The sequence below is a fragment of the Psychrobacter sp. LV10R520-6 genome, from assembly GCF_900182925.1.
Classification (GTDB): domain Bacteria; phylum Pseudomonadota; class Gammaproteobacteria; order Pseudomonadales; family Moraxellaceae; genus Psychrobacter.
The window spans coordinates 467,599-493,737 of sequence record NZ_LT900024.1 but is presented as its reverse complement, the minus strand read 5'-3'; the positions used below and the strand labels follow the sequence as shown (position 1 = coordinate 493,737).

Sequence of the window (26,139 nt, the reverse complement as noted above, 5' to 3'; positions counted from 1 at the left end):
ACCCATACCCTGCATCATTGTTCCATTCATCATAGTATTTCTCCGTAGATCATAGTATTAGCATTAATGGTGGTGTGCCAATGCATCTTTTTCGATAGCCTTTCTCCTCGCTGACGACTTGAGGTAAATCTGCTCAGCCACAGCAATCACTATAATGGTGACAATTGCCACGCCAATAACAAATGGATCTGAATTCAGTTTAATCCAGACAAAGCCGCCGAGAACCAAAAGATCAAGAAATATGGCTACTGCCGGTACCCATATTACCGCTTTTATGTCTTGACGAAGATATCGCAGAACACCCCAATGAATGGCAATATCCATAATTAGATAAAAAACAATCCCAAGCGCTGCAATACGTGACAAATCAAACAATGTCGTGAAAGCCAAGCCCAGCACCACGGTGTAGACGAGCGTGTGCTTCTGGATGCTTCCCGGCATTCCAAAATGGCGATGGGGTACCAGCTTCATTTTGGTCAACATGGCAAGCATACGAGAGACTGCGAAGATACTAGCCAGAAGACCGCCAGCAGTAGCTATCATTGCGATCGCCACCGTGAACCATAGACCATAGTCGCCGAGCGCTGGGCGTGCAGCGGCAGCCAGAGAGTAATCCTGAGTTTCAATAATTTCGGCAAGAGATAGATTGCTTGCTACAGCGAAGCCAACCAAGGTGTAAATCACTACGCAGACTGCAATCGAAATTATGATGGCACGGCCAACGTTACGATGTGGGTCTTTTACTTCTGAGCCGCTGTTGGCAATCGTTGTAAAGCCCTTAAATGCCAGTATGCCTAGCGCCGTTGCGCCAAGAAAGTTGCCAACGGTACCCGTATCTCCCCATGTAGAGGAGTCAACTGCAAGACTATCAGCCAGCCAGACCCCAACCAATCCAAAGACAAGAATACCGACAATCTTGATAATGCCGATAAAGGAGGCGACCCCTTGGATCCAACGATTACTGAGCAGGTTAATCAGAAATGCGGCAAGAATGAGCGCTGCGCCAAGGACGGACACCATGCGACCGCTGTCATCACCGCCGAACAGCTGCATGGTGTATGACCCGAACGTTCGTGCCAAAAAACTCTGCGCAATAACCATGGAAAAATACATCAACAGGGCATTAAATCCCGTCGGCAAACGATCTCCGTATGCCTTGTGCAAGTACATCGCAATACCGCCGGCTGACGGATAGGCATTAGAGATTTTGATATAGGAATAAGCACTGAAAGAAACAACGATTGCAGCAGCTAGAAAGGCCAATGGGAAAAGCGAGCCAGTCATCTGAGCCATCTGCCCAGTCAGCGCAAAAATACCAGCGCCAATCATGACACCGGTACCGAGCATGACCGTCCCTGCTAATGTCAGGCTATCTTTCTGATAGCGGGTATCCCTGTTTTGTTCCATGCTTATTCAGCCTCCTATTGCTTTTTTCATTAGTGAGATTTTAAATCTGCGGTGAAAAATAGCTTTGAATAAAAAGACCTATATAGGTAGGCGTACCATTTAATAGACAATTGATTTTTGTATTTAGAATATCTCTACAAACCTTACAACCGTTTAATCTAACTCATTATTCTAGCTCATCAATCAGTTGCTGCATCTCACCGATTTCACGCTTTTGCGCTTCTATAATGCCATCGGCTAATTCTCGTACTCTTGGATCTTCGATATCAGCACGCTCACTGGTCAAAATAGCAATCGAGTGATGCGGTATCATCGCTTGCATCCAATCAACCTGATCGACGGTCGCTTGTGACCTGACGCCCCAAAGTCCGACTGCAAACAGCACCACACTTACCCCATAAACCAGTAGATTAATCTTGGTTTTTTTATACATATTGGTCATAAAGGCCAGCATGATTATAGCCATGACTGCACCCATATATAACGCCATGTAGGCTCGGGTTTCACTAAAATAAACATGATCCCATTTATAGGTATTGAAATACATCATGATAAACATCACAACGGTAGACGTTACAATCATCAAGGTAAATTTTAGGTAAGGATTCATCTGCTTTTTATGATTCATGTTCCTTTGATCAACAGCATTCATAATACATCCTCTTTAAATAGGTAAACGCTAAAACCAGAATCTGACACCTGCAGTCAAACTACTACTATCGACAGATTCATTATCTTGTCGCCGTTGATCACGAGCGTCTCCAAGAGCCGTCTCATAGCTAACCCCTACATAAGGAGATAGCTGGCGATTCAAGGTCTCGTAAGCGAGTCTAACTTCAGTATCTAAATCATTAAACCCTTTGCTAATACCGTTATCGATATCATTCTTACTAAACGCAGTCAGACCCACTTCTGGTATGACTACCCAATGCTGATTTAAACGCCATTCGTACTCTGCCCCAAGATCAAGCCGGATTTGACCGTCAGTATATAGATACGCTCTAGCATCCGTTTCAACAAAGTAAGGCATAGTACCTACGATGCCTGCCATCGCTGCAGGCTTATCATTTTTAGTATCATAGGCGATACCGGCTTCACCATTCCAAAAGATACTTAGCGGCTTCCAGTAAGCCAGTGAGGTCAGGCTATCAATATCTTTATCGTCCTTGGTCTTAACACTACCTTCGCTACGTAAAGACAAACGACTGCCATCTGTACCATACCAAGTTTCTGCCTCATAGTTGATCTGATCATCATCAAACTGATAGCCTAAATCATTTACTGTAACACCCCACAAGGGTAAGCTACCCATCATGACAGGCTTACCATAACGTCCGTAGGGAACACCGTTTGAGTAGTCAGGGCTTCGAGCATCCGGTGGGGCTTCGCCACCTTGCATACCGGACATATCCATATCTGCCATGTCACCAGACATATCCATACCTGCCATGTCACCAGACATATTCATACCTGCCATGTCACCAGACATATTCATACCTGCCATGTCACCAGACATATTCATACCTGCCATGTCCATATCCGACATATCCATATCCGACATATCCATATCCGACATATCCATACCTGCCATGTCCATATCCGACATATCCATATCCGACATATCCATATCTGACGTGTCCATGCTGCTATGGTCCATACCCGACATGTCGCTATCTGGCATGTTTGTCTTGTTCATAGAGTCATGGCCGCCCGCCGCATTTGCTAAGGGCATGACCAGCCACATAGATACTGATAATATAGATACTGGCAACACAGTAATATTAAAACCTACTTTACGTATTTTCATCTCATCTCTCACCTATCAAAGACTTACTTAAACGACGGCCACTTCTCTAAACATACCGGCTTCCATGTGATACAACAGATGGCAATGCCATGCCCATCGGCCAACCTCTCCTGTAACGTCAAAACTAATTTTCTGTGCGGGTTGTACCACAATGGTATGCTTGCGTACCTGAAACTCACCTGAAGGCGTGCGCAAGTCACTCCACATACCATGCAAATGCATGGGATGATTCATCATAGTGTCATTGACTAAGGTGACGCGCACTCGCTCACCTGGCTTGATATTAACAGGAGCGGCATCCTTAAACATGACCCCGTCTAGCGCCCAGATGTAACGCTCCATATTACCGGTGAGATGAATCTCAATCTCTCTAGTCGGTTTACGTTGCTCAGCAAATACTGCCTCATCAACTGAATGCAATTGACTGTAGGTCAATACGTCTCTATTGATTTTTCGTAGGTTTATCCCTGGGTCATCCAGGTTGATACGCGGGCTATCTACGCGCATATCGCTTTTGAAGTCGTATTCTGTTTTGGCATGACGGGCGTCATAGCCATTTGCACCCATGGCCCCCATCATGTCTGCCATAGTGAGCCATTCAATCTCATCCATAGCGGGCGTTGCAGAACGAGCATTTTCGGAAGTGGCAAGCCTTGCAGTAACATAGCCTGTACGGTCTATATTTTGAGCAAATATGGTATGAGCATCTTTGGTCGGAGTGACGATGACATCATAAGTCTCGGCAACACCAATGCGAAAATCGTCAATATCAACGGGAGCAACATCATTACCATCCGTTGCGACTACTTTCATTTTGAGACCAGGTATCCGCACATCAAATATGGTTTGCGCTGAGCCATTAATAAAGCGTAGTTTAACCGGCTGTCCCGCTTTTACAATCTGTGCCCAGTTGGCCGCGGTTGTTTTACCATTCATAAGGTAGGTAAAGGTATTTTCACCCGATAAGTCAGTGAAATCAGTGGGCATCATGCGCATCTGATTCCACATTTTGCGCTCATCAAAAGCGGTTTTTATATCCGTCTTAGCAATGTCTGAAAGTAGCTTTTTAAAGTCCGGCAGATGATAGTTATCGAAATCTGCTCGCTGTTTTAGCAATTTCAATAAGTTATGTGGATCACGGTGCGTCCAATCACTTAGTAAAATGACGTGATCTTCCGCTATAGGGTGGCGTTCCCGTCCTTTAGGCTCTACGACAATTGCGCCACGCATACCCGTTTGTTCTTGAAAGTCGGTATGCGAGTGATACCAATAGGTGCCAGATTGTTTCAGGGTAAATGTATAAGTAAAGGTGCTGTTAGCAGGAATACCATTAAAGCTAATGCCGGGCACGCCATCCATCTCAAACGGTACTAGCAAACCATGCCAGTGAATAGAGGTTGACTCATCCATACGGTTATGGACACGTATCACGACTGTATCACCCTCACGCATCTTTAACGTTGGTGCTGGCAGTGAGTCGTTGATGAGGGTTGCCATGCTCTTTTTGCCATTGACGATAACGGGCTGTTTACTGACGGTTAAGTCAAATTCCCGACCTGTCAATACAGGTACTTCATTCGATTTTTGATCGGTATTGACCGTGGCGCTCTGACCGCCTGATTTACCCAATGCACTACTGGCAATCGTCGGTAACATTGAGGCGCCAAGGACCACAGAGGACCCTGTCAAAAAACGTCGGCGGTTCAATATGTTCTGTTTATTCATAATGATGACCTAATTTAATTTGCGAAATGATGGTTACTCTTATATTTTTTATAGTTGCTGTTGAGGAGACTTAATATCGGCATAAACTTCTGTGGTCCCGTCGTTATTAATCTGCATGACTTGATAAGGCATAAATTTGCCCTGATACTCCATACCCGGACTACCAACTGGCATACCAGGAACGGCAAGCCCAATTGCTTGTACAGGTGGATTTTCTAAGAACTGGGCCATATATTTTGCGGGAACATGACCTTCAAAGACATAACCATCGGTCGTGACCGTAGTATGACAAGCGCGCATTTGCTGTGGTACGCCATAACGATCTTTAAATAAAGACAGGTCTTCAGGATGCTGCGTGATTGCGCTTAGACCATTATCTTCTGCATGGCCTACCCATTCTTTACAGCAGCCACAGTTTGGATCTTTATAGACGGTTGCAGAGACGTTTTTGAGTAACGCTGACTGGGTGCTTGCGGGGGTCGTAATCGGTACAACTTCAGCCTTTTGTACCATTTGCGTAGCAGTAGAAGCTTCTTGTGGTGCTACTGTCTCTGAATCAGAAGCACTGGTATTAGAGGGGCTACAAGCCGCTAGTGTTAACGATAGTGAAGATGTCGCCACTAATAAAAGAACACGACCTGATAACCGGCTATGTCCATTAAAAAACGTATCTTTATAGCGTTTCATAAAATACCCCTAAACATCTGTTGTCATCATCAGTAATTTGAAACATTAGTAATTTAAAACATTAGTACTTTCAAACAATACATTGGTCTAAAAGCTCTATAGGTATTAGCCTTAAAAGGGCAGTACCGTTCAGCACTACACCTTGCAACCTAGAGCCTATTCTTATTAATGCTGCATCTCAGCGCCTTCACCCGACATATCCATGTCACTGCCAAGGGACATATCCATCATTCGCTATCAAACCTAGTAGTCAGCATTGTGTATTGGCTTTCATCCAATTCAGGTAACGATCTTATAAAAGCCACCATCGCCCACATTCTATCATCATCATGGGTTGCGCCCCATGCAGGCATTCCCGATGCCATGATGCCGTGTTTGATCGCCCAAAAACTTTCTTGTGCTCCTTCTTCAGTTTGAAGATCATCGACAACATCAGATTTGGTAAAATTAGGCGGACTAGGATAGAGATACTCGCTCATATCCGTTTTTTCAACCCCAGGAGACAAATGACAACCAGCACACATATCGTTATAGTCCGCACCACCCGAGCTAATCATATCCACTTGTTCTAAGTCTGGGACAACAATGTCCTTACTGGCATTTGCTATGGAACGATTGCGCACGGTTTCTAAGAAGTTATACACTATTGGGTTATGCGCTTGATCTGCTCCTATATTGACAATGCCGCTAGTAACAACTGCAAAAACCCCAACGATTGCCACAAGTACGGCAAAAAGCGCACCCAATAAAAACTTCATATATTTCCCTAAAATTTATTTCCGTTAATCTTTCACTATGAAGAGTGAATCTCACTCAACAGCGCTGAAGTTTTTAGGATTCTTTACTATTGTCACTAGTAGCACAATATTTTTGATGCATTTGTTTCATTTTGCCCATGTTAGCCATCATCGATTTCATGGCAGGGTCATTCATATCCATCTTACTACTATCCATTTTTTGCATCATTTGCATGTTTTTTTCCATCTTTTCACAGTCCATGTTATCTTTCTGTGCATGCATTTCTGGAGAATGTGCCATAGCAGAGGTTGAGACGACTAATGCGGCAGCGGTTGCTACGATTGATTTAGATAACCACATAATTAATTCCTATTGATTGGGTTGAAAGCTATTAAAGCTCAAGGCTATTTAAACTTAAGACTATTAAATCATACCTTATTCATTCTGTCTGGTAGATGACAATAAGATTACAATGTTGTCATCTTCACATCTTTGGATTTTAATGCGCGACGTATTCATTTAATATGGCTTCAGCGTTCGTGTCACGATCGCGCCCATATTTATCTACAAAATACTTTTCAGATTGTAAATGTTGATCTTGATGCTGAATTTGACAGGCTACTCTAGCGTCCACATAGCTTCTCATCTGGTTACTAGATATTTGTGCATCATTGTGATCCGCGTTTTTTGCAAAACTAGTGACCGCATCACAATTATTGAGGACAGAGGCATCCAAGTTTGTAGTATGAGCATTTGCAGCTGACATGCCGATCAGCACAGAAAAAGATAATAACGCGACATTTTTTAATGAACCATAACTTTTCATATAAAACCTTTTAAAAGATAAATAATTGGACGTTCAAGTGAAATAACCATTTATAAATGCTTATCAACTACTGACACCACCACCACATAGAAGCAATCCGTATCAAAGCAAAGCGACTATGTATCGTTGGTTTAGAATACCAAATGAAGACTGACAGCTGAATGACGGGGACATGACATGTTTGTTAGAAATAACACAACGTTGTCATTTTTCTGCCATTAAGATCAAACATCAGCATATGCTTTCAGCCAGAGGGCCCCGTTATGGCAAGAGCTTTTGATAAGCTTTATTGACGATAAGCTAACAACGCTGGTGATAGGCTGTTGACAACTATAATAATATTAAGGAGAGAGACTGTGAAAGTGCTATTGGTAGAAGATGAGGTAAAACTTGGAGAGTATATAAAAAAAGGATTAACTGAGGCCGGCTTTATCGTTGATCATCACCTGACCGGCCTAGACGGCTATCATGCGTTAATGACAGATGAGTTCAGTGTGGTGTTGATGGATGTGATGCTGCCTGACGTCAGTGGCTTTGAGTTGGTGCGCAATTACCGAGCTGCTGGCAATAATACACCTGTTTTATTTCTAACCGCCAAAGATGATTTGAGCGATCGGATTAAAGGTATTGAAATTGGTGGTGACGATTATCTGACCAAGCCTTTTGCCTTTGCTGAGCTGATCGTAAGAATAAAAAGTCTGTTACGCCGTGCCAATCAAGCTGATTATAAAAGCTCTGTCATGCATATGGCTGACCTAAAAATGGACATCGCCAAACGCACGGTACATAGAGGCGATACTGCCATCAAATTGACCGCAAAAGAATTTGCTCTACTACAGTTTTTCTTAGAACGTCAAGGTGAGGTTCTACCGCGTTCTGTCATTGCCTCGCAAGTATGGGATATAAACTTTGATAGTGATACTAACGTTATTGACGTTGCTATAAGGCGCTTACGGATAAAAATCGACGATGGATTTGACATAAAGCTGATACATACCGTGCGCGGGATGGGCTATAAATTAGATGCGCTAGATACTAGCACTGACACTAGCATTAGCATTAGCGGAGACGACCTTAAATAAAATGAACTATAAATTCAAAAATCGGCGCTGGCCATTGCTATGGCGAACTGTTTTTTTACTGACAATATTCGTCGTCATCTCTCAAGTCATTATTTACATATGGGTTCAGCGCTCTGTTAGTGATCACTTTGAACAAATGGACTCAGAAATAATTACTCATGCCGCTTTTAATTTACGTAAGCGAGTGACAGATACTGCTGAGCAAACCGCTTTATCAAATTCGACTGATTCTGCCATACCAGTAAGTAATGATCACTTGCATTCTTCTTGGCTTGACTATGATTTAAAAACCCTTATTGCTGATAAAAATGGTCAATTAATTTCAAGTAATCCTAGTAACTTTACTAATGAGTTTCCCAAAAATTTTAATTTATTGACCTTATGGCAAAATCATCATGAACAGCAGTTTGTATTGGCTATAGACAATAGGAATTACCGTGCCCTCATTATTCGAAATGATCAAATATTAGCGCTTATCGCGCTACCTATTGATGTTCACCATCAGTATTTATTACAATTTAACCGTCAGCTAAGTATGATCTTAATTGCGATCACGCTACTGCTGGTTTCAATAGCGGCATTAAGTGTTTATTGGGGATTCGCACCTTTATCTACTATCGTCCAAAAGATGAAGGGCATCAATCCTGAACAGTTGGATGAAAGGGTAGTCGTCAGTGATATGCCTCGGGAATTGCGGCCTCTAGCTGAATCCTATAACTTAATGATGGAGAAGTTGGAAAGCAATTTTGAATCGTTATCGCGCTTCTCAGATAATATCGCACATGAACTACGCACTCCGCTCGCTACTTTGAGTACTCAAACTCAGGTGATGTTAAGCAAGACGAGAGACAGCGAAGAATATATCGAACAGCTGCATCATCAGCATGATACCCTTGAGCAGCTATCAAGTCTGATCAATAATATGCTACTACTGGCAAAGACCCAAAAAGGGTTGACTGACTCACAGCTCAATCGTGTTGATACCGAGTCAATGATTACTAATCTCATCTCTTATTATGAGCTGGTAGCAGAGGATCGTGATATATCTTTTGAGAAGGTGGGCGACTTTCATGCAGTATTGGGAGATGAAAGTTTATTGCAAAGGCTGTTTGCCAATCTAATGTCAAACGCCATCTATTACGCGGCAAGTGATAGCATCATTACTATTGAAGCATCAACTAACAATATTAAAGCGTCCCTGCTAACTCATAGCGTCATGGGTGATCCACAAAAGACAAAACAATCCGCTTTAAAATCTTCATCTTTAAAACCATCATCTTTAAAACCACAGCATTTAAAGATAGTATTCACTAATCGTTTAGATGAACCATTGACTCAAGTAGAGGCAGATAAACTGTTTGAACGCTTTTATCGTCATCCTAAAACGAATAATATGCATTCGGGAACAGGCTTAGGATTATCAATTGTTCAAGCTATTGCGCGTGCTCATAACGGTAGGGTCAGCATCACTATAAAAGACGAGTATTATTTTCAAGTCAGTGTCGAGCTGTTGATAGCTGGATAAAAAAGATAAGCAATCATGCCTACTATACCTTTTGGTATGTCCTTGGTACTCTGCCCTTCTTCCTATTGTTTCCTTATCTACTCAATAAGTTTAGTTTTGACATAGCCCTGTTATCTAGCAGCTTATTAACTGCCCTATTCTTCACCTTGTTCGCACTTATATTACAACACTTTAAGATCAATCTTTTTTAAGCAAAAGGAATGGCACTATTGTTGTATCCAACAAACAAGGGCCCTAATTTATGGAATTAATTTTTTATCGTAATGTTCTAATAGATACCCTTATAAGCTTACAACATGACTCGCCTATAGAATTAACAAAAGATAAGGTTGAAGACATCGCATAAAAAGAGTAGGACTTAGTCCCACTATTTTTTAATAATCTAGAAGCAATAATCTACTGGCTACTCTATGAAATACTTACTTGGTGAAGTTATTCTTCAAAAAGTTAGCAGCTTCAGTGATTGCTGTCGTTGTCGCAGGTGTCTGCGCGTAAGGATTGAGCATCACAAAATCATGGGTCGTAAAGTCGTAACGCGTGCTCTGGGTCTTCACGCCAGCCAACGTCAATTTAGAGGCAAAGGCTTCACCCTCATCGCGCAGTACATCATTGGCATCAGTGATAACAAGCGCCGGCGGTAAGTTTGCAAGATCTTTTTGACTATAGTTCAATGGAGACACTCTTGGATTCGTGCTATCGACACCTTTAGGTAAGTAGGCATTCCAGAACCATTGCATACTTGCCTTACTAAGCCATGGGCCGTCTGCGAACAGCTTGTAAGAATTACTGGTCAAGTCTGCGGTAGTGACCGGATAGAACATAACCATCGAGTCCAATGGCAGACCTTCGGCTTTGGCACGTACAGCACTTACTGCTACCATCTGACCACCGACTGAATCGCCTGCGATAGACAGCTGATTGGCATCAATACCGAACGTGGCGGCATTCTCTGACACGTATTTCAATACAGCGTAGGCTTGATTCAACTGGACAGGGTGCTTTTTCTCAGGTGCAGGGCTATATTCTACAAAGACCATCGCAGCATTTGCTTGGGTCGCTAGATCACGCATCAACCTTTCATGAGTGGTAAAATTACCAAGTACCCAACCGCCGCCATGGAAGTACACAACACCCGGCAACGCTTTGCCTTTTGTGCCCACTGGACGGACAGTATAGACTTTGAACTCACCATCCATACCGACTTTAAAAGTCATCTCTTGCACGTCCGCAGGTGGCATAGCGGTAACGCCCTTAGTCTGAGTATCGATCAAGACTTGACGCGCTTTCGCGTAAGGTAGCTGATTTATCGGTGTCGTTCCTTTTAGACTGTCGATGAACTGCTGTGTGGTTTTTTCTAGAACGACCGTTGGAATATTGGTATTCGGTACTGAGGTGTCGTGTGCGAAACTCAAAGCTGGCATAGCAAGAATGGCAACGCTGGTTGCAAGGGTACGAAAGATAGTCATATAAGTCTCTTTACTCAGTGAGTTTGTGAGATAAATTCAATAGGCAATGGCCAAATCATAATCGGACAGACAGTCTCAGCCAAAGTTCATCTACGTAGACAGATAGAATAATTGATAGTAAAAAGTGATTAAAAACAATACCCTCTGCGTACCACCCTAATTTCATAAGGTTTTTTACCTTACCACACTATTACAGAATTCCTTTTGTAATCTCGTAATGATGAAAGTACCTATTGAAATCTTATCCAGTAGCGCAGTAGTTTACGATTGTTCTCAACTACTCAATACAGTCGCACACAATAAGTCGATGATTGGTATATAGTTGGCGATGACGTCAAACGTATAGATGAGCGCCGATAAAACAAGTAGCGCTAAAAATCGACAAGTGTAAAAAGGCAAAGACATCCTGATGAGGGGTGGTGGTCTATGTCATAAACTGTGTCATAATTGCTATGGTTATAAATCTTACGAAATTGGATTTCTCAAAGGTTTATAACGTAGAACTTAAACAAGGAAGAAAAAATGACAGGGATTGAGTTTTACACCAACGGACATATTATCAGTGACGCTGACAGTATGCGCCAAAAGCTAGGCGCGCTAGCAAAGCAGTACTCTGCAACATCAGCCATTATCGTCACTGATGCGGGTATCTCGCAACTGGGTTACGTTGATATCGCGCAGCAGTCTTTACAAGAAGCTGGCGTTGAAGTCGTGGTTTTTGATACCGTCGTTGCTGATCCACCTGTTGAGGTCGTTAACGACGCCATTACACTGGCCAGAAGCAATCACTGCGACTTGGTTATTGGTTTGGGCGGTGGCAGCTCTATTGATACGGCAAAAATCGTCGCTCTATATCCCAATGATTTCGAATCAGTCAATGATATCTTAGATCTTGATTTGAGCGGCTTTAAGAAGTTACCTCTGTTCGCGATACCAACTACTGCCGGCACTGGTGCAGAGGCAACCTTTGTATCAGTAATTACTGCGAAAGATGGCAGTAAAAAGGCCATTTACACCCCTAAAATTCTACCGGATGGTCTAGCACTGGATGCTGAAAGTGCCGTTTGGATTACAGATACCTTGAACCAACGTGCCGTACGTATCGCAGAAGGTGGTGAAATTTTAGAGACCGTCGACACCGCCCCTGAAGGTGTCTTTGCGGTTACCCTTGGTGGAGAAGACGGTAAAACGCTCTTTATGTGTGCGGCACCTGACTGGGATGAAGCATCACGTAAGTCTGAAACTAAGGGTCGGATGCTGTCTACAAAAGTGACCGTCGGTCATGCTAGAACGCCATAATTTATAGTACTCATTACCAACGTCTCTAGCCAATTTAGCTACTTGACTTCTTTTAGTAACATCATAGAAAAGCAATGGTAGGATTTATCACCCGCCACTCCCTTATCGCTATTTATGATTTTGAATGTTAGATCTCAATAGCTAATCTTAATACTTGTCTCTAGTATTTTTCTTTAATACCTAGATTAAATTTCTAATACTTAGAACTCTTTTATCCACTGCAAACCTCGTATCAAAAACCTACCAAGTATCGAACCGCTTCACCATGACGCTAATGACGACGCGCTACTCTGAGTGATAAAACCATCTGGTGTTTGCCCATTGTTCGCTTGCCAGCGTTGGAATGCATTGCGAGTATTGGTACCGACAATGCCATCAGCCCCTTTGGTATCGTAGCCTGCATTGGTCAAACGCTGTTGTAGACGAGTGACCTGTGAAGTCGATAATGGACGCTCATGACGTGGCCATGATTTTCGCAGACCACTTTGTCCAGCGATGGCTTTACCCAGTAAGCTGACTCCTAACGCATAGCTTGACGAGTTGTTATATACTTTGATGACGTCAAAGTTCTCACTTAATAATAACGCAGGACCATCTTTACCAGCCGGAAGCCACAGCTCCATTGGCGTATTAGCATCTAGAAATACATCCTCTATGGTATCAATACCTAAAGATGCCCATCTAGCCGCTGATTGTTTGCTACCGACGACCGAGTAATCAAATGAGGCGGGCAAAGTGATTTCATAAAACGGCGCAAGACCGCGCACCCAACCTGAATTACTCAGATAGTTAGCAGTAGATGCCAAGGCATCGGAAGTTGACCAAGGATTGCGATGGCCATTACCGTCACCGTCCACTCCTTGTTTTAGCCAAGTCTCTGGGATGAATTGAGTCTCTCCCATGCCGCCCGCCCAAGAGCCGTCAAGCTGTGACCAAGACACATCGCCACGTTGTAACAGCGTCATTAATGATAATAGCTGGCTCTCGGCAAACTCTTGGCGGCGACCATCATAAGCAAGGCTAGCGAGCGCACTAGGTAAGTAGCTATTACCCGTTACAGCTCCGTATGATGACTCCATACCCCAAATCGCAGCAATCACTTCTGCGTTGACGCCATATTGCGACTCTAAACCCGATAAGTATGAATGCTGCTCTGAAAATTTACGCTTACCCGTACTGACCCGCCCATCTGATACAGCAGAATCTGCATATTCCCAAGGCATCTTAGAAAATTCTGGCTGACCTGAGTCTGATGAGATGACTTGTTGATTTAAATAAGCCGACGCGAGCAGACGCTGGACAGACGAAGCATCATAGCCTGATGACATGGCACGCATAGAGAAGTCTGACTTCCAATCTGAGAAACTGCTATAGCTCGGCTGCGCTACGGGCTTGGGTATGATGACACTCGGTACCGGCGCAGGCTTTACTTGAATGGTTTGGGTCTGAGTAATTTGGACATTGCCTTGACGAACCGGCTTGCTAGGCTGCTTGATCACTTGTTGGCTCGTACATCCCACTATCAATAAAGCAGAGATTGAGGCAGGCAGAAAGGCAATATATTGCTTTTTTAACATCATAAAAGGTCCCGAACATCAATAAGTAAAGTAGCTATATAAAGAGTAACCATATAATAAAAATATAATAATAAGAACCATTAGAGAGATATTATTGAACTTATCGTATTGAAATTAGCGACCTAACACTGCACGAGGGTCAATAGGATTACCATTCAAGCGCACTTGAAACTCTAAGCCGACTTGGTTGGTCTGACCTGAACTGCCCATGCTAGCGATACGCTGAGCACGCTGTACCTGATCGCCTTCTTTGACGAGCAACTGACTGTTATGAGCGTAGGCAGTGATATAGTTTTCACTGTGACGAATCATGATTAGATTGCCATACTCTGGTAGCCCATTACCCGAATAAAGCACCGTTCCAGCTTGGCTGGCAATGACTGGATCCCCTTCTTTACCAGCGAACCACATTCCTATATTGTCCGCTGAGGCATCGAAGTTGCGAATCACTTGGTTACGACTGGGATACTCGTAGCCTGAGGTCGAATTGGCAGTCACTTCATATACTGGGCTTGATGGTGAAGGTGCGCTAGTCGCAGGCGGCGTATACGTTGGACGCGACGGTGCAGGAGTGCTGGCAGCGCCGTTGTAGCTATTGTTGCGTGCAGATGCTTCACCTTGCCATAGCTTGAGCCATTGACCACTATAGATTGTATATTTACTGTCTAAGCCATTGAGCGCACCGACTTGGCGATAATTTAGATTATAGCGTTCGGCGATTTGACCGACCGTATCACCACGCTTTACAAGATGATAATTAGGGACGCCTTGGGCGTTAGTAGTAATTTTAGGACCCGTTTGGTTGGGTGATTGATAGGTAGGTTTAGTCGCACAACCTATCATTGCCATCGTCGCCACTGTCATAGTACCCACCAAAGCAGCAGTCGCTAGCTGCGATCCATTAATAAGCTTTTTCATACAAAATTTCCTATTCTTTATGTTACTTACAAGCATTCTATGACTGAATATATAGTTTACAAGCTCATATACACCGTCATAGAGTGTCTATTATATCTGCAGCCATTTATATACCGTTATACGGTATACACCGTCGTAGTTGCACAGCCACTTCTAGTATTGGTTTATAGTTGGTATCAATTTATAATACGGATCTATAATACCTATTTATTTTATTACCGCATCAACTTGTTACAGCACCACAGCCTTACAGTATCAATGCCGAAAGCTTATCAAGGGTAGTCGTTGGTGTATGATGTAGTCTTACCGGTGACAGACTAATATAACCTACTGCGACCGCCGTCACCTCCCCGATTGTCGATAACGCATGATACAACACCAGCAACCCTGGAGCATGCACCCCATCATCATTACTAATTAAAAAATTCATTTCCGCTCAATATACTCATATTTTACCGTCTGTCTGCTTATGCATTTTACTACTTAACGCTATTATTACTATATCTGACTACAGCGGATAGAAATTACTACTGAGTCGCTTTTTTATCACTATTATGATGCTTACTTCTACTATTATAGGCAGTTCTTAATTGTGAGTAAGACAACAACGCTCGTTTGAAATAGCATGGTTAGGATCTGATAAGTTAGGACATGATAAATTATCATAAATAACATCGCAGGCGATTATACCTTAGTGTACAGCCATAAATTAAGTCTTACTTCTTAATTTAATTAGAACTCTATTATAATGTTATATCTTATTTCTTGTAATATCCTGTTACAATGAGCAACAACGCCTAACAAGATAAACCTATATTTTTATCCTGACGTAACTTATGACTGAATGCTACTGATATGTTGCTGCAAACCGCCTACAGGTCACAATACATCTACACATAACGCAATATTTTATGTGACTTTTGTTTTTTTACCCATTACCATATGACCATTAAATAAAGATAAGCGAGTGTGATACTGAATGACAAATCAATCGATATTATCTATGACTTCTATACTAACCAAGACCGCTGCAAAAGTTGGCTTTGCTGGACTCATAACAGCCGTTGCCATGCTGTCTCAAGCAACTAACGCTGCTAGTAATGTAGCCACGACTATACCGCTCGATATGTCTGGCATGAATATAACCAAACATGAAATCGCGGTTATGCAAGTGCTGTCAGAGATTTGCCCTCCGATGCTTAATGGCAAACAAAAACAGCGCTTCTATAAGTCTTATAATGTCCAACTTCATCAACTGATGCCGTCTTTAGAAGATCCAAAAGCCGCTATTCAGTACTTATCAACACAGCAGGATTACCGCCAGATACTACAAGGTATCCGTAGTTGGACGCTTGGCTTCTCTAGACAAGACAATAAACTGCTATGCGAAGACTTAGCTAATGCAGAATATTAGCAGTAAGCTTATTGAATAAGCTTACCATCGAACTATTAGGCACTTAGATATAATTAACATAGGCTTAAAAATAAAGAGTAACGGCTTAAAGTTTTCTATATGGCTAGTCTTCTAGCTAAGATTTTTTAGATATTTGTCTAGATAAGTTTGTAGCATGAATAACATAGCTTGCTGTAGCCCTTCTTACAATATCGTGAGCGGCGCAGCAAGCTTTTTTGTGGTATTAAAAAAACACTCTATTACATTCGCTACTTTTAAGTATTAAGAAATTTTCTATTCAATTTTTACCAACGCCTTACTTTATCGCATTTATTGTTTCCCCATCGGTTGCCATTTTGCTAAGATAGGGCGTTAATTTTATGTCCATCGCTCAGCCGTAGCTGCCCTCGTTAGTACTCTCTTTCAGAACGCCGTTTTTCAGATACGGGGTTCAAAAAACTGTATGAGGTTCAGTACTATGTACGAGGCGATAGATGCATTTGGTTTCATGATGTGGTGTAACAATTTATGACAGTAAAGCGTGTAAAACAACAGCTCGTGCAGCTGGTAATCGGTGTGAGTATTTCCATGAGTGCGGTGATGGCGAGCGCTGCCATACAGCAACCTGAGATGGACAATACCGCCTATGTATTAATGGACTATAACACTGGAGAGATCTTAGCACAGAAAAACGCCAACCAACCTCTACCACCAGCGTCACTGACTAAAATGATGACCAGTTATATCATTGAGCAGCGTTTATCCTCAGGTGATCTTAAAGAAGACGAACAAGTACTGATGAGCGAGAACGCTTGGTGTCACGGCAGTAGCAGTCAGTCTTGTATGTATGTACCGGTCAATACAAATGCAAGCGTCATCGATATGCTACGAGGTATTATCATTCAGTCCGGCAATGATGCCTCAATAGCGATGGCTGAGCATATCGCGGGTAGCGAATCCTCATTTGCAATCTTGATGAATGAGCAAGCGCAAAAGCTGGGTATGGAGAATACCCACTTCGTAAACTCAACTGGTATGCCCGATGAAGGTCATGAGTCATCTGCTTTAGATTTGGCTATACTGGCACGTGCTATCATCAAAAATAGCGGTGACTACTATAGTATTTATGCGGAAAAAGAGTTTACTTATAACGGTATCACTCAAGGTAACCGCAACGCCTTACTCGCCACCGACTCTACCGTTGATGGTCTAAAAACAGGCCATACCAATGCGGCTGGCTATTGTTTGGTTGCCTCTAGTAATCGTGAAGATATGCGTTTGATTTCTGTCATCATGGGCACAGAGAGTCAGCAAGCGCGTGCGGATCAATCGCGTGAGCTACTCAATTGGGGTTTTGGCCATTTTACTACCGTTACTAAAGCGCCGTCAGGACAGTTCGTTAGCAAGCTACCCGTATGGTTTGGGGAAGCGGACGAGGTGGAGCTGGCAACAGGTGACAATTTACAGATACTCACCAGCAAAACTCAGAAAAACAAAATCACTACGGTTATCGATATTCCTGACAGCATAGAGGCCCCTATCAAAAAGGGTCAACAGATCGGCAAGATGATGGCAGTAATCGATGGCAAAGCTATAGCCTCAGTCCCTATCGTTGCTACCAATAATGTCGAGCAATCAGGATTTATGAGCCGGATGTGGCAACATGTCGTACGCTGGGCGCAAAACTTATTCTAATAAGATAAAGTGCTGTTAGTGATACTGATTGATTGATTACTGAATAAAAAAGACGCCTTATATTGGGCGTCTTTTTTTTATTTGCATTTTGTTCACTTTTTACTCGAGAGTGCTGCCAGTTTTATAAATTGAAGTATGCGAATTAATGCTTTGATATTTATGTCTATGCCAACCACTCTTTTAGTCGGTCACTTAATACCTTGTTATCACGTATTACGCTATGGCAGTAGTCTATACCCGCCGCTTTTAACCCATGCTCAAAGCTGTCTAAATAAGAAGCTTGGTGCGGTGAATACCAATAAATTAATAAGCTACGATGAGCCGTTTCGTACTTACGGATACGCTTTGCTATCGTTTCTGCTTTGTCCGGTAACACATCCTCTGCAAACATCACCACATCCGCTTTTATGGTATTCATCTGATCAAGGACTAACTGTTCATACTGATGACAAGTGACCGTAGCGCCAAGACGCTGTAATTCATCGACCAAAAAACCCATCTCATGATAGTAATAATAAACAATAACCAATCCAGAAAATAAATGCTGCTGACGAGCTTGGTACTGATTGCGCAGAGGAATGATGATCTTAAATTGGCTGCCTATACCTAGTGTGCTGTCGACCTCAATAGCGGCACCAATCAGCTGTGCCATTTGCTTAACGACTAGCAAGCCTATTCCTGTCCCTTCGTATTCACGTGTTTGCGATGAATCCACCTGAAAAAATGGATTGAAAATATCGTCTATATGGTCGGGATCGATACCGATACCGGTATCTTTCACATTAATCTGCCAGCGGTTACTTTCATTAAAATGAGTCAGTTGCGACTCAATAGTGACTTTTCCTAATGGAGTAAATTTAATGGCATTATCGAGCAGTAGAGATAAAATTTGCTGAATTTTTGTTGCGTCGCCTTCAAGTATATAATCAATATGATGAATATTACTGGTCAACTCCAGACCCTTTTGCTTGGCAATAGGCTCATATTCTGCGAGAAGATCCGCAATCAATTGTAGAGGATTAAATTCGCTTAGGTTAATACTAACTTGACCTTTTTCTATCTTATTCAGCTGAATAATCTGCTCAAGCGTTATCACTAATTGTCGACTGCCCTTACGAATGATAGCCACTACGTCTTTTTGCTCAGTATTTAAGTACTGATTGTCCAGCAGTTGTAAACCACCAACAATTGCATTTAAGGAAGTTTTGAGCTCATGGGTAATCATACTTTGGAAATTATGGCGCTGCAAATTAAGCGACAAATCCTTATTGTGTAGCTGCTGTTCAAAGTCGGCAAGCGTCTCATAATCTTTCTTCGCCTGCTGTAGACGAGCAAACAGGTTAATAAAGGTCTGCTTAATCTGTATCAGCTCTTGCAGCTCGAAACGCTGCTGAATGATTGGTAGCTGCTCAAGCTCTGGATTACCATTGACGATGTCACATGCTTCAGCCAGCGCGGCAACATCTTTGACAGGGCCGCTGAGCTTGCGAAGTATAAACCAGCCCCAAACACTACCCAATGCAATGATGATGAGCCATAAGGGTAAATGACTTCGAAACCAATTCCAACGCAGTTGATTAACGTCTAGAGTGATATTGATATAACCCAATAAAGTATTAGGGTCATCGAAGGCGTTGCTATTTAGGGTGCTATCTAAAGTCTTATTTAAAGCATTAGTATCAGTTGACCTAGTATTCATCGCCGTTGATTCAGGCTTGCTACTTGTTGAGGTCGTTGCCAAAGGCTGGCTGGAGCTTGCGCGCTGTTCGGTATTTTTATTGTTATTATCTTTGTTACTCACTCGAACACTAATATCAGGGTTGGTTACTGCATAATTGAAGCTAACAGTATCCGCAAACAAAGCGTTCTGCCAGTCATCAGAGGTCTTATCAATAGTCGCTTGATCGAGATTAACGACAGGATAGCTGGTTGAATAAAACAAAATACTTTGGATGTTGGGTTCATCATCTAATAAGATGCTGACTTGCTTGGCGACTAAATTAGCCCCATTTTCCGTTGAGGCGCTATTAGTAAGTAGTGCGGCCAATTGCTGGATATGCTGACGCTTTTGCTGATAATGCTGTACCAGCCCATAGGTGAAAGACAATAGAAAAACGGCCAACGCTGCCAACACTATGGCTTGTAGGACAGAGTGCCGAATAAGCGCGGGAAAGGTTCGAAACGGATGGTTGTTCATGTCACTTAATTAAGTTAGGGCGACTTTTATTGGTATTACACTTTTTATTTATATTACATTGTGAGTAGGATAAGGCATGAGAAGTGAAATATCTGTGTATTTTTGATAACGTTTTATAGTAATGACTACCATCGGCACCATTATAAAACGTTGTCAACTCTACTCGAATGTCTGATAGGTTATAAAGAGAATCATAAAGAAGATAGCTTAACGAGGCTTCTTATCTTTGGTAGTAAACTTTTTCTCTTTAGTAGTGAACTTCTGTGCCCGATTACGCTCGCGCTGACGCAGCTGTTGGGCTTTAGCTTTGGTTGGGGTATCACTTTTATTAGCGTATGGGTTTTCGTTGAGCTTAAAGACCACATTGAGCGGGGTGCCTTCTAGCTTAAAGACCTCACGGAATTGGTTCTCAAGGTAGCGCTGATAGCTCTTAGGTAGCGAGCCGGTTTGGTTACCATGAATAACAATCACTGGCGGATTATGACCGCCAATATGCGCATAACGCAGCTTGATACGGCGACCAGCCACGGTCGGTGGTGGATTTGCGGTAACCGCATCTTGCAGAATTTGGGTCAAACGGTTGGTTGATACTTCAAACATTGAAGACTGATAAGCACGTAGGATTGATGGATATAAGTTGCCCACATTCGTACCGTGCAATGCAGATATCATATGGACTTTAACATACGAGATAAAGTTAAAACGGCGATCCATTTCTAACTTAATAAAATCTTTTTGATCAGAACTTAGACCATCCCACTTGTTAATCGCGACCACTAAGGCGCGACCAGCATCAAGCGCATAACCAATCATATGCAAATCTTGATCTACGATACCTTCTTGGGCATCAATGACAATAATGGTGACATTTGAGTCATCGATAGCTTGCAAGGTCTTGATAACGGAGAACTTTTCTACTTTCTCATCGATTTTGCCACGGCGACGTACCCCAGCAGTATCAATCAATACATAGTCTTTACCATTGCGCTGATAAGGAATGTAAATACTGTCGCGCGTCGTACCTGGCATATCGAACACCACGACTCGGTCTTCACCTAACAGGCGGTTCACTAGCGTTGACTTGCCAACATTTGGACGGCCAATGATGGCAAGCTTTAGGCCATTTGGCTCTTGTATATTATCTTGCTCTGGCATATCAGCAGTTAGAACTTCAAGCAGATTACCAACACCGCGACCATGACTGGCTGCCATCGGATACGGCTCACCTAAGCCTAATGCATAAAATTCAGCAGGTGCAGAATCATGAACGCCATCAACCTTATTGGCAACCACATATACCGGTTTGCCCAAGGTGTGCAAGAACTTACCAATTTCGGCATCAGCACCGATCAAGCCCACACGAGCATCGACGACAAAGACGATGATATCCGCTTCATGAATCGCAGTGTGCGACTGCTCAGACATATAATCATCAATATAGCCTCTACCATCGTCCGCTTCACCAATACCCCCAGTATCTACGACAATAAATGATTTGCCTTCATATTCAGCGTCACCATATTGACGATCACGGGTCAGGCCTGATAGATCGGCAACCAAGGCCTGCCGACTTTTGGTAAACTGATTAAATAAGGTGGATTTACCGACATTTGGGCGACCAATTAAGGCGACCACTGGCTTGATACTCATGCGCTACTCTCGATGATGTGCAGTGACGGACAATGATAACAGCGAATACGCTGTATATTACCGCAAACTTAAATGAATGATAATGGTAATAGAGTTTTAATAAGATAAATAGCTGGCAGTTACTAAACTATTGATTAGTATATCAATTCAATCTAATAGTAGTTGAACAATAAATAATTAACCAGTGTCTAATAAGCGCGGAAGTAAACACCAAATTGACTAAGGGCGCATAGATTACGCGAAACAGAGTATTTAAACAAGCGATTTACAAAAGGCATTAAACGCTGACCAAGCAGCGTTTATATCCAAGAAAATTAATATCAACTATTAGCGTCAATTAAAATACTATCGCTAATTAGTACAGTATCGTTAATCAAAGGTATTAACCAATACTCTACTAACTGAGATACTGCTAGTAAAGCGCTTAACGTGCCAGCTGCCAAATAGCCACTTGCCCTGACGTACTTTGGGTCATCAAACGGCTACCTTGTACTTGTAAATTACTAAGCGCCCCTTTGGTTTCCACACGGCTCACAATGTTACCGGTCGCAGGATTAAATAGATGTACGACACCGTCCAAATCACCGACTGCAATATAATTGCCAATCATGACTGGATTGGTCAGATCGCGATAAGCCAGCGCTTCACTTTCCCACAATGTTTGACCATTGCTGCGATCATAGGCAACGACTTTGCCGTCTAAACTGGTCGCAATCACTTGCTGGTTATTTACTGCAAGCGCTTTCAGACTGGCAAGTTCATTGACAAACATCACCTGCCGCGATGCTAAGTCAATCCCGATCAGTTGACCGCTATAGCTGATGGCAAACAGCTGATTACTATCAACAATAGGCATGCCATCGACATCACTCATGCGCTCAACTTCGCTGCTGCCTGTGCCTACTCCAATGCGTCTTGACCACTGCGGTAACCCACTATCGGTAGTAATGGCATGTAAGCGTCCATCGGCGGTCGCAAGCAAGGCAGTTTTATCATCCAACAAGGTTGGTGCAGCAGCGCCGCGAACGCTGATCGCCGGTACTTGAGTAGCAAACTGCCATACTGACTGACCAGTTTGCAGAGACAAACCATGTAAGAAGCCATTATTGGCAGACAAAATCACCCGGTTATTGGTAATCAGCGCTGGCGTTAGTACCGAACCTGATAGCTGCTGTTGCCAGCGTTTTGCGCCGGTAGCACTATCAAATGCTAGCACTTTACCGCCGCGAGTACTAACGATAGCCGTTTGACTCAGGGGATCTAACGCGACGCCGCCAGTGATTTGCCCACCGACATTAAGTGACCATAAACGCTGACCCGCCTTATCAAAGCCTGCTAAATCACCCCCGCGTGAGGCGGTTACCATCTGTGTTTTGTCATAACCAATCTGTAAGCTAAGGGGGTCTTTTCTACTGGCTTTTTTATTGCCAACATCGACACTAAAGACTGGCTGTAGCACACTAATAGGCTGTGCAATTTGTACCAGTTTCACAGGATCATTCACAACCGGCTTGATACCACGGTTACAGCCAACGACAGCCGTAGTCATCAACGCCAATACTGCCACATGCATGACAGTCGCTTTAATAGTGTTGCCTTTTATAATTTTACTGGAGCGAATAGATCGGGTCATTATATGTTCTCACTACGAATAAATTAACGATTATTAAATGGGCCATCAGTACATAAACCAGCGGTGAATAAAAAGCGGATTGCACCCTAAACCAACACTATATATTAATATGATCCTACTGACTTATTGTGCTATTTGCTTTGCTGCTTAGTTCTCTATATTACCTGAAGAATTGCTTGGCGCATTACCAGCAACGCCATTTTCAGCACTCTCTGTAGTATTCTCAATTACTAGCGGCTGTTCAGGAGCAACAGAAGCTCGAATAAGGCTGGTTGGCTCGCTAATAGGATCAGGGATGATACCTAGGCCTTCCATTTTCAACGCTAATACTGCACGCGTTTCTTGACGTTTTCGCAGTAGCTCCCAAGCATTATTATAAGCTTGAATAGCGGACTTTTTATCGTCTTTTGCTATATAGATATCGCCTAGCAATTCTTGCTGACTGGCTTCAAATGAGCTGGGCATATCGTTATTAGCTTCAGCCAATGCAGCATCAGCATCACCTGATGCCAGTAAGGTCGACGCATAACGCAAGCGCGTAATGGCATTTAGACCCTCGTCACCCAAATCGATCGCCAACGCTTTTTTTAAGGTTTCACCCGCGCCGGCAAAGTCATCACTATCGACTTGCTGACGTGCTTTAATCATTAATGCCTGCCATGCGTATACAGAGTCACCATGAGTACTAACAAGCGCATCGATATCCTTGTTGAGCTGCGTACGACTTTCTACGAGTGCCGTCTGCGCCTCTGCTTCTAAATCTGGGTTTTGCGCTGCTAGACTGACCTCTTCATTGAGCCGTTGAATATCTGCATATTGGTCAGCAGCGACCGTATCTACCCGCGCATGGTTATCTTGCCAATATGTCCAGCCAAAGTAGCCAGCTAGCGCCAATAAAATAGCAGTGAGAATATAGCTGCCATATTGCTTAAGCGCTTGCATTGAGTTATCTGCATTCGGCGAACGAGGTGTCTGGGCCATGTTTATTTACCTGATAAAAACTAGAGACTACAATAATGTTATACGCGCTTATTGCTACTAAATATTATTTTTAAACGTTGTTTTTATAACCACATATAGTGGTTTCTAAACCTACATACAGCATATTTATTTCTGCTAATAATAGAAGTCTTACCAAGCAGCTGCTAACCATTAACTAACTATTTAGGGCTCACTCAAATTATGGCTGGCTAGAGCGCTCACATGAGAAGTTATCTGTGCTAGACAGCCAATCTTGCGCAGCGGTTTTTTGCTCACCAGTCTGCATATTTTTAATGCTAATGGTATTATCATCAAGCTCTTGCTGCGCAATAATAACAGTCAGCGTGGCCCCTGATTTATCCGCTTTTTTCATCTGTGCTTTTAGGCTGGTGGCACTCGCCATTTTGACCCGCAGGTCTGGGCGACTATAGCGTAAATTTTGTGCATAGCCTATACCAGCACTATAAACATCAGGATGCGCGACCACAAAAACGTCACAAGCTGATAAATCAGCCAGTGGCGCCACAGCTTCAATGAGCAATAATAACCGCTCAAGGCCCATAGCAAAACCAACGGCAGGCTCAGACTTTACGGGCTTCTTATCCTGCGCGCCGTCACGCGCACCTATAGACTTCACTTCACCAACTAGACCATCATAGCGACCGCCAGCACAGACCGTTGCTTGACTGCCAAGCTTATCGGTGACCCACTCAAAGACGGTTTTGTTATAGTAATCAAGACCTCGTACCAGATGCGGGTTCAGCTCATAATCAATACCAAGCGCCGTCAGATAAGCTTGAACTTGTTCAAAATGCGCCACACTCTCCGCACCCAAAAATTCAGCAAGCTTGGGCGCATCAGCCAGTACAGCTTGTGTGCTCGCATCTTTACTATCCAAAATGCGCAGCGGATTGGTCGTTAAACGGCGCTTACTGTCATCATCTAACTGATCTTGTTTATCAGTCAAATAAGCAACCAACGCTTCGCGATAGGCATAACGCTCATCAGGCTCGCCTAGACTGTTCAGCTGAAGATGCATCTCATCTTTTAGACCAAGCGCTTGCCACATTAAATGGGTCATAGCGATTAGTTCTGCATCAGCATCCGGTAGCGCACTACCAAAGCTCTCAACACCCAGCTGGTGAAACTGACGATAGCGACCTTTTTGCGGACGCTCATAGCGAAACATAGGACCGATATACCACAGCTTTGGGGTGTCACCGCGCAATAAATTATGCTCAATGACCGCTCGTACCGCCCCCGCCGTGCCTTCAGGACGTAAGGCTAATGGCGTTGGTGGCTCAGACTTATCGGTAAAGCTATACATCTCTTTTTCGACAATGTCAGTAGCGCCACCAATAGCACGAGTAAATAGATCGGTTTGCTCAACGATCGGTAAGCGAATATGCTCAAAACCATATCTGCCCAGCACATCGGTTAATATCGCTTCTAATTGCAACCACTTTGCTGCCTGCTCTGGCAAAATATCGTTGAACCCTTTGATAGCTTTGATCATGGTGCCGTTATATCCTC

General features: G+C 43.1%; 22 protein-coding genes. 5 read left to right on the top strand and 17 right to left on the bottom strand.

Annotated elements, in window-relative coordinates:
• Nucleotides 1–63 precede the first annotated feature (63 nt).
• The 8 genes from U1P77_RS02165 to U1P77_RS02130 all read right to left on the bottom strand — a co-directional run bounded on the left by U1P77_RS02165 (nt 64) and on the right by U1P77_RS02130 (nt 7,190).
• Complete coding sequence (locus U1P77_RS02165) at nt 64–1,407, bottom strand: APC family permease (protein WP_321155786.1); 1,344 nt, start codon at nt 1,405–1,407, stop codon at nt 64–66.
• Between the two features lie 166 nt (nt 1,408–1,573).
• Nucleotides 1,574–2,059: a DUF305 domain-containing protein gene (locus U1P77_RS02160; protein WP_321155785.1), complete on the bottom strand. Its 486-nt coding sequence runs from the start codon at nt 2,057–2,059 to the stop codon at nt 1,574–1,576.
• A gap of 27 nt (nt 2,060–2,086) precedes the next feature.
• Nucleotides 2,087–3,214: a copper resistance protein B gene (locus U1P77_RS02155; protein ID WP_321155784.1), complete on the bottom strand. Its 1,128-nt coding sequence runs from the start codon at nt 3,212–3,214 to the stop codon at nt 2,087–2,089.
• 27 nt (nt 3,215–3,241) lie between these two features.
• Nucleotides 3,242–4,939 carry a copper resistance system multicopper oxidase gene (locus U1P77_RS02150; protein ID WP_321155783.1) on the bottom strand — a complete coding sequence of 566 codons (1,698 nt, stop codon included), beginning with the start codon at nt 4,937–4,939 and terminating at the stop codon, nt 3,242–3,244.
• Between the two features lie 48 nt (nt 4,940–4,987).
• Entirely contained in the window at nt 4,988–5,626 is a 639-nt protein-coding gene (locus tag U1P77_RS02145; protein WP_321155782.1) for a DUF411 domain-containing protein, read from the bottom strand.
• Between the two features lie 227 nt (nt 5,627–5,853).
• A complete protein-coding gene (locus tag U1P77_RS02140; RefSeq protein ID WP_321155781.1) occupies nt 5,854–6,372 on the bottom strand; it encodes a c-type cytochrome in 519 nt (172 codons plus the stop codon).
• 85 nt (nt 6,373–6,457) lie between these two features.
• Entirely contained in the window at nt 6,458–6,724 is a 267-nt protein-coding gene (locus tag U1P77_RS02135; protein ID WP_321155780.1) for a hypothetical protein, read from the bottom strand.
• A 139-nt stretch (nt 6,725–6,863) separates the two neighbouring features.
• The gene (locus U1P77_RS02130) at nt 6,864–7,190 is read right to left on the bottom strand and encodes a hypothetical protein (protein WP_321155779.1); all 327 of its coding nucleotides are present in this window, start codon (nt 7,188–7,190) and stop codon (nt 6,864–6,866) included.
• Between the two features lie 356 nt (nt 7,191–7,546).
• Here U1P77_RS02130 and U1P77_RS02125 point away from each other — a divergent pair, with 356 nt between their 5' ends.
• The gene (locus U1P77_RS02125; RefSeq protein ID WP_321155778.1) at nt 7,547–8,272 is read left to right on the top strand and encodes a heavy metal response regulator transcription factor; all 726 of its coding nucleotides are present in this window, start codon (nt 7,547–7,549) and stop codon (nt 8,270–8,272) included.
• 1 nt (nt 8,273) lies between these two features.
• Nucleotides 8,274–9,797 carry an ATP-binding protein gene (locus U1P77_RS02120; protein ID WP_321155777.1) on the top strand — a complete coding sequence of 508 codons (1,524 nt, stop codon included), beginning with the start codon at nt 8,274–8,276 and terminating at the stop codon, nt 9,795–9,797.
• 419 nt (nt 9,798–10,216) lie between these two features.
• Here U1P77_RS02120 and U1P77_RS02115 read toward each other — a convergent pair whose 3' ends face one another.
• Nucleotides 10,217–11,263 carry an alpha/beta hydrolase gene (locus U1P77_RS02115; protein ID WP_321155776.1) on the bottom strand — a complete coding sequence of 349 codons (1,047 nt, stop codon included), beginning with the start codon at nt 11,261–11,263 and terminating at the stop codon, nt 10,217–10,219.
• Nucleotides 11,264–11,785: 522 nt separating this feature from the next.
• Between U1P77_RS02115 and U1P77_RS02110 the strand changes: the two genes are divergently transcribed.
• Nucleotides 11,786–12,562 (top strand): iron-containing alcohol dehydrogenase, encoded by a 777-nt coding sequence (locus U1P77_RS02110; RefSeq protein WP_321155775.1) that lies wholly within the window; start codon nt 11,786–11,788, stop codon nt 12,560–12,562.
• Nucleotides 12,563–12,822: 260 nt separating this feature from the next.
• Here U1P77_RS02110 and U1P77_RS02105 read toward each other — a convergent pair whose 3' ends face one another.
• The 3 genes from U1P77_RS02105 to U1P77_RS13490 all read right to left on the bottom strand — a co-directional run bounded on the left by U1P77_RS02105 (nt 12,823) and on the right by U1P77_RS13490 (nt 15,487).
• A complete protein-coding gene (locus U1P77_RS02105) occupies nt 12,823–14,142 on the bottom strand; it encodes a lytic murein transglycosylase (RefSeq protein WP_321155774.1) in 1,320 nt (439 codons plus the stop codon).
• Nucleotides 14,143–14,253: 111 nt separating this feature from the next.
• Entirely contained in the window at nt 14,254–15,057 is an 804-nt protein-coding gene (locus tag U1P77_RS02100) for a peptidoglycan DD-metalloendopeptidase family protein (RefSeq protein ID WP_321155773.1), read from the bottom strand.
• Nucleotides 15,058–15,304: 247 nt separating this feature from the next.
• Nucleotides 15,305–15,487 carry a 5'/3'-nucleotidase SurE gene (locus U1P77_RS13490; RefSeq protein ID WP_414479031.1) on the bottom strand — a complete coding sequence of 61 codons (183 nt, stop codon included), beginning with the start codon at nt 15,485–15,487 and terminating at the stop codon, nt 15,305–15,307.
• A gap of 573 nt (nt 15,488–16,060) precedes the next feature.
• Here U1P77_RS13490 and U1P77_RS02090 point away from each other — a divergent pair.
• Both U1P77_RS02090 and U1P77_RS02085 read left to right on the top strand, forming a co-directional pair.
• Entirely contained in the window at nt 16,061–16,471 is a 411-nt protein-coding gene (locus tag U1P77_RS02090; protein WP_414479030.1) for an MCR_0457 family protein, read from the top strand.
• A gap of 507 nt (nt 16,472–16,978) precedes the next feature.
• Nucleotides 16,979–18,145 (top strand): D-alanyl-D-alanine carboxypeptidase family protein, encoded by a 1,167-nt coding sequence (locus tag U1P77_RS02085; protein ID WP_321155771.1) that lies wholly within the window; start codon nt 16,979–16,981, stop codon nt 18,143–18,145.
• A gap of 163 nt (nt 18,146–18,308) precedes the next feature.
• On the opposite strand, the gene U1P77_RS02080 is transcribed toward U1P77_RS02085, so the two are convergent.
• The 5 genes from U1P77_RS02080 to hisS form a co-directional block, all read right to left on the bottom strand.
• Nucleotides 18,309–20,342: an ATP-binding protein gene (locus U1P77_RS02080; protein ID WP_321155770.1), complete on the bottom strand. Its 2,034-nt coding sequence runs from the start codon at nt 20,340–20,342 to the stop codon at nt 18,309–18,311.
• Nucleotides 20,343–20,549: 207 nt separating this feature from the next.
• Entirely contained in the window at nt 20,550–21,992 is a 1,443-nt protein-coding gene (der, locus tag U1P77_RS02075; RefSeq protein WP_321155769.1) for a ribosome biogenesis GTPase Der, read from the bottom strand.
• Between the two features lie 424 nt (nt 21,993–22,416).
• A complete protein-coding gene (gene bamB / locus U1P77_RS02070; RefSeq protein ID WP_321155768.1) occupies nt 22,417–23,625 on the bottom strand; it encodes an outer membrane protein assembly factor BamB in 1,209 nt (402 codons plus the stop codon).
• Nucleotides 23,626–23,772: 147 nt separating this feature from the next.
• Entirely contained in the window at nt 23,773–24,606 is an 834-nt protein-coding gene (locus tag U1P77_RS02065; protein ID WP_321155767.1) for a YfgM family protein, read from the bottom strand.
• 199 nt (nt 24,607–24,805) lie between these two features.
• Nucleotides 24,806–26,122, bottom strand: a complete 1,317-nt coding sequence (gene hisS, locus U1P77_RS02060; RefSeq protein WP_321155766.1) for a histidine--tRNA ligase — start codon at nt 26,120–26,122, stop codon at nt 24,806–24,808.
• Between the last annotated feature and the right edge of the window lie 17 nt (nt 26,123–26,139).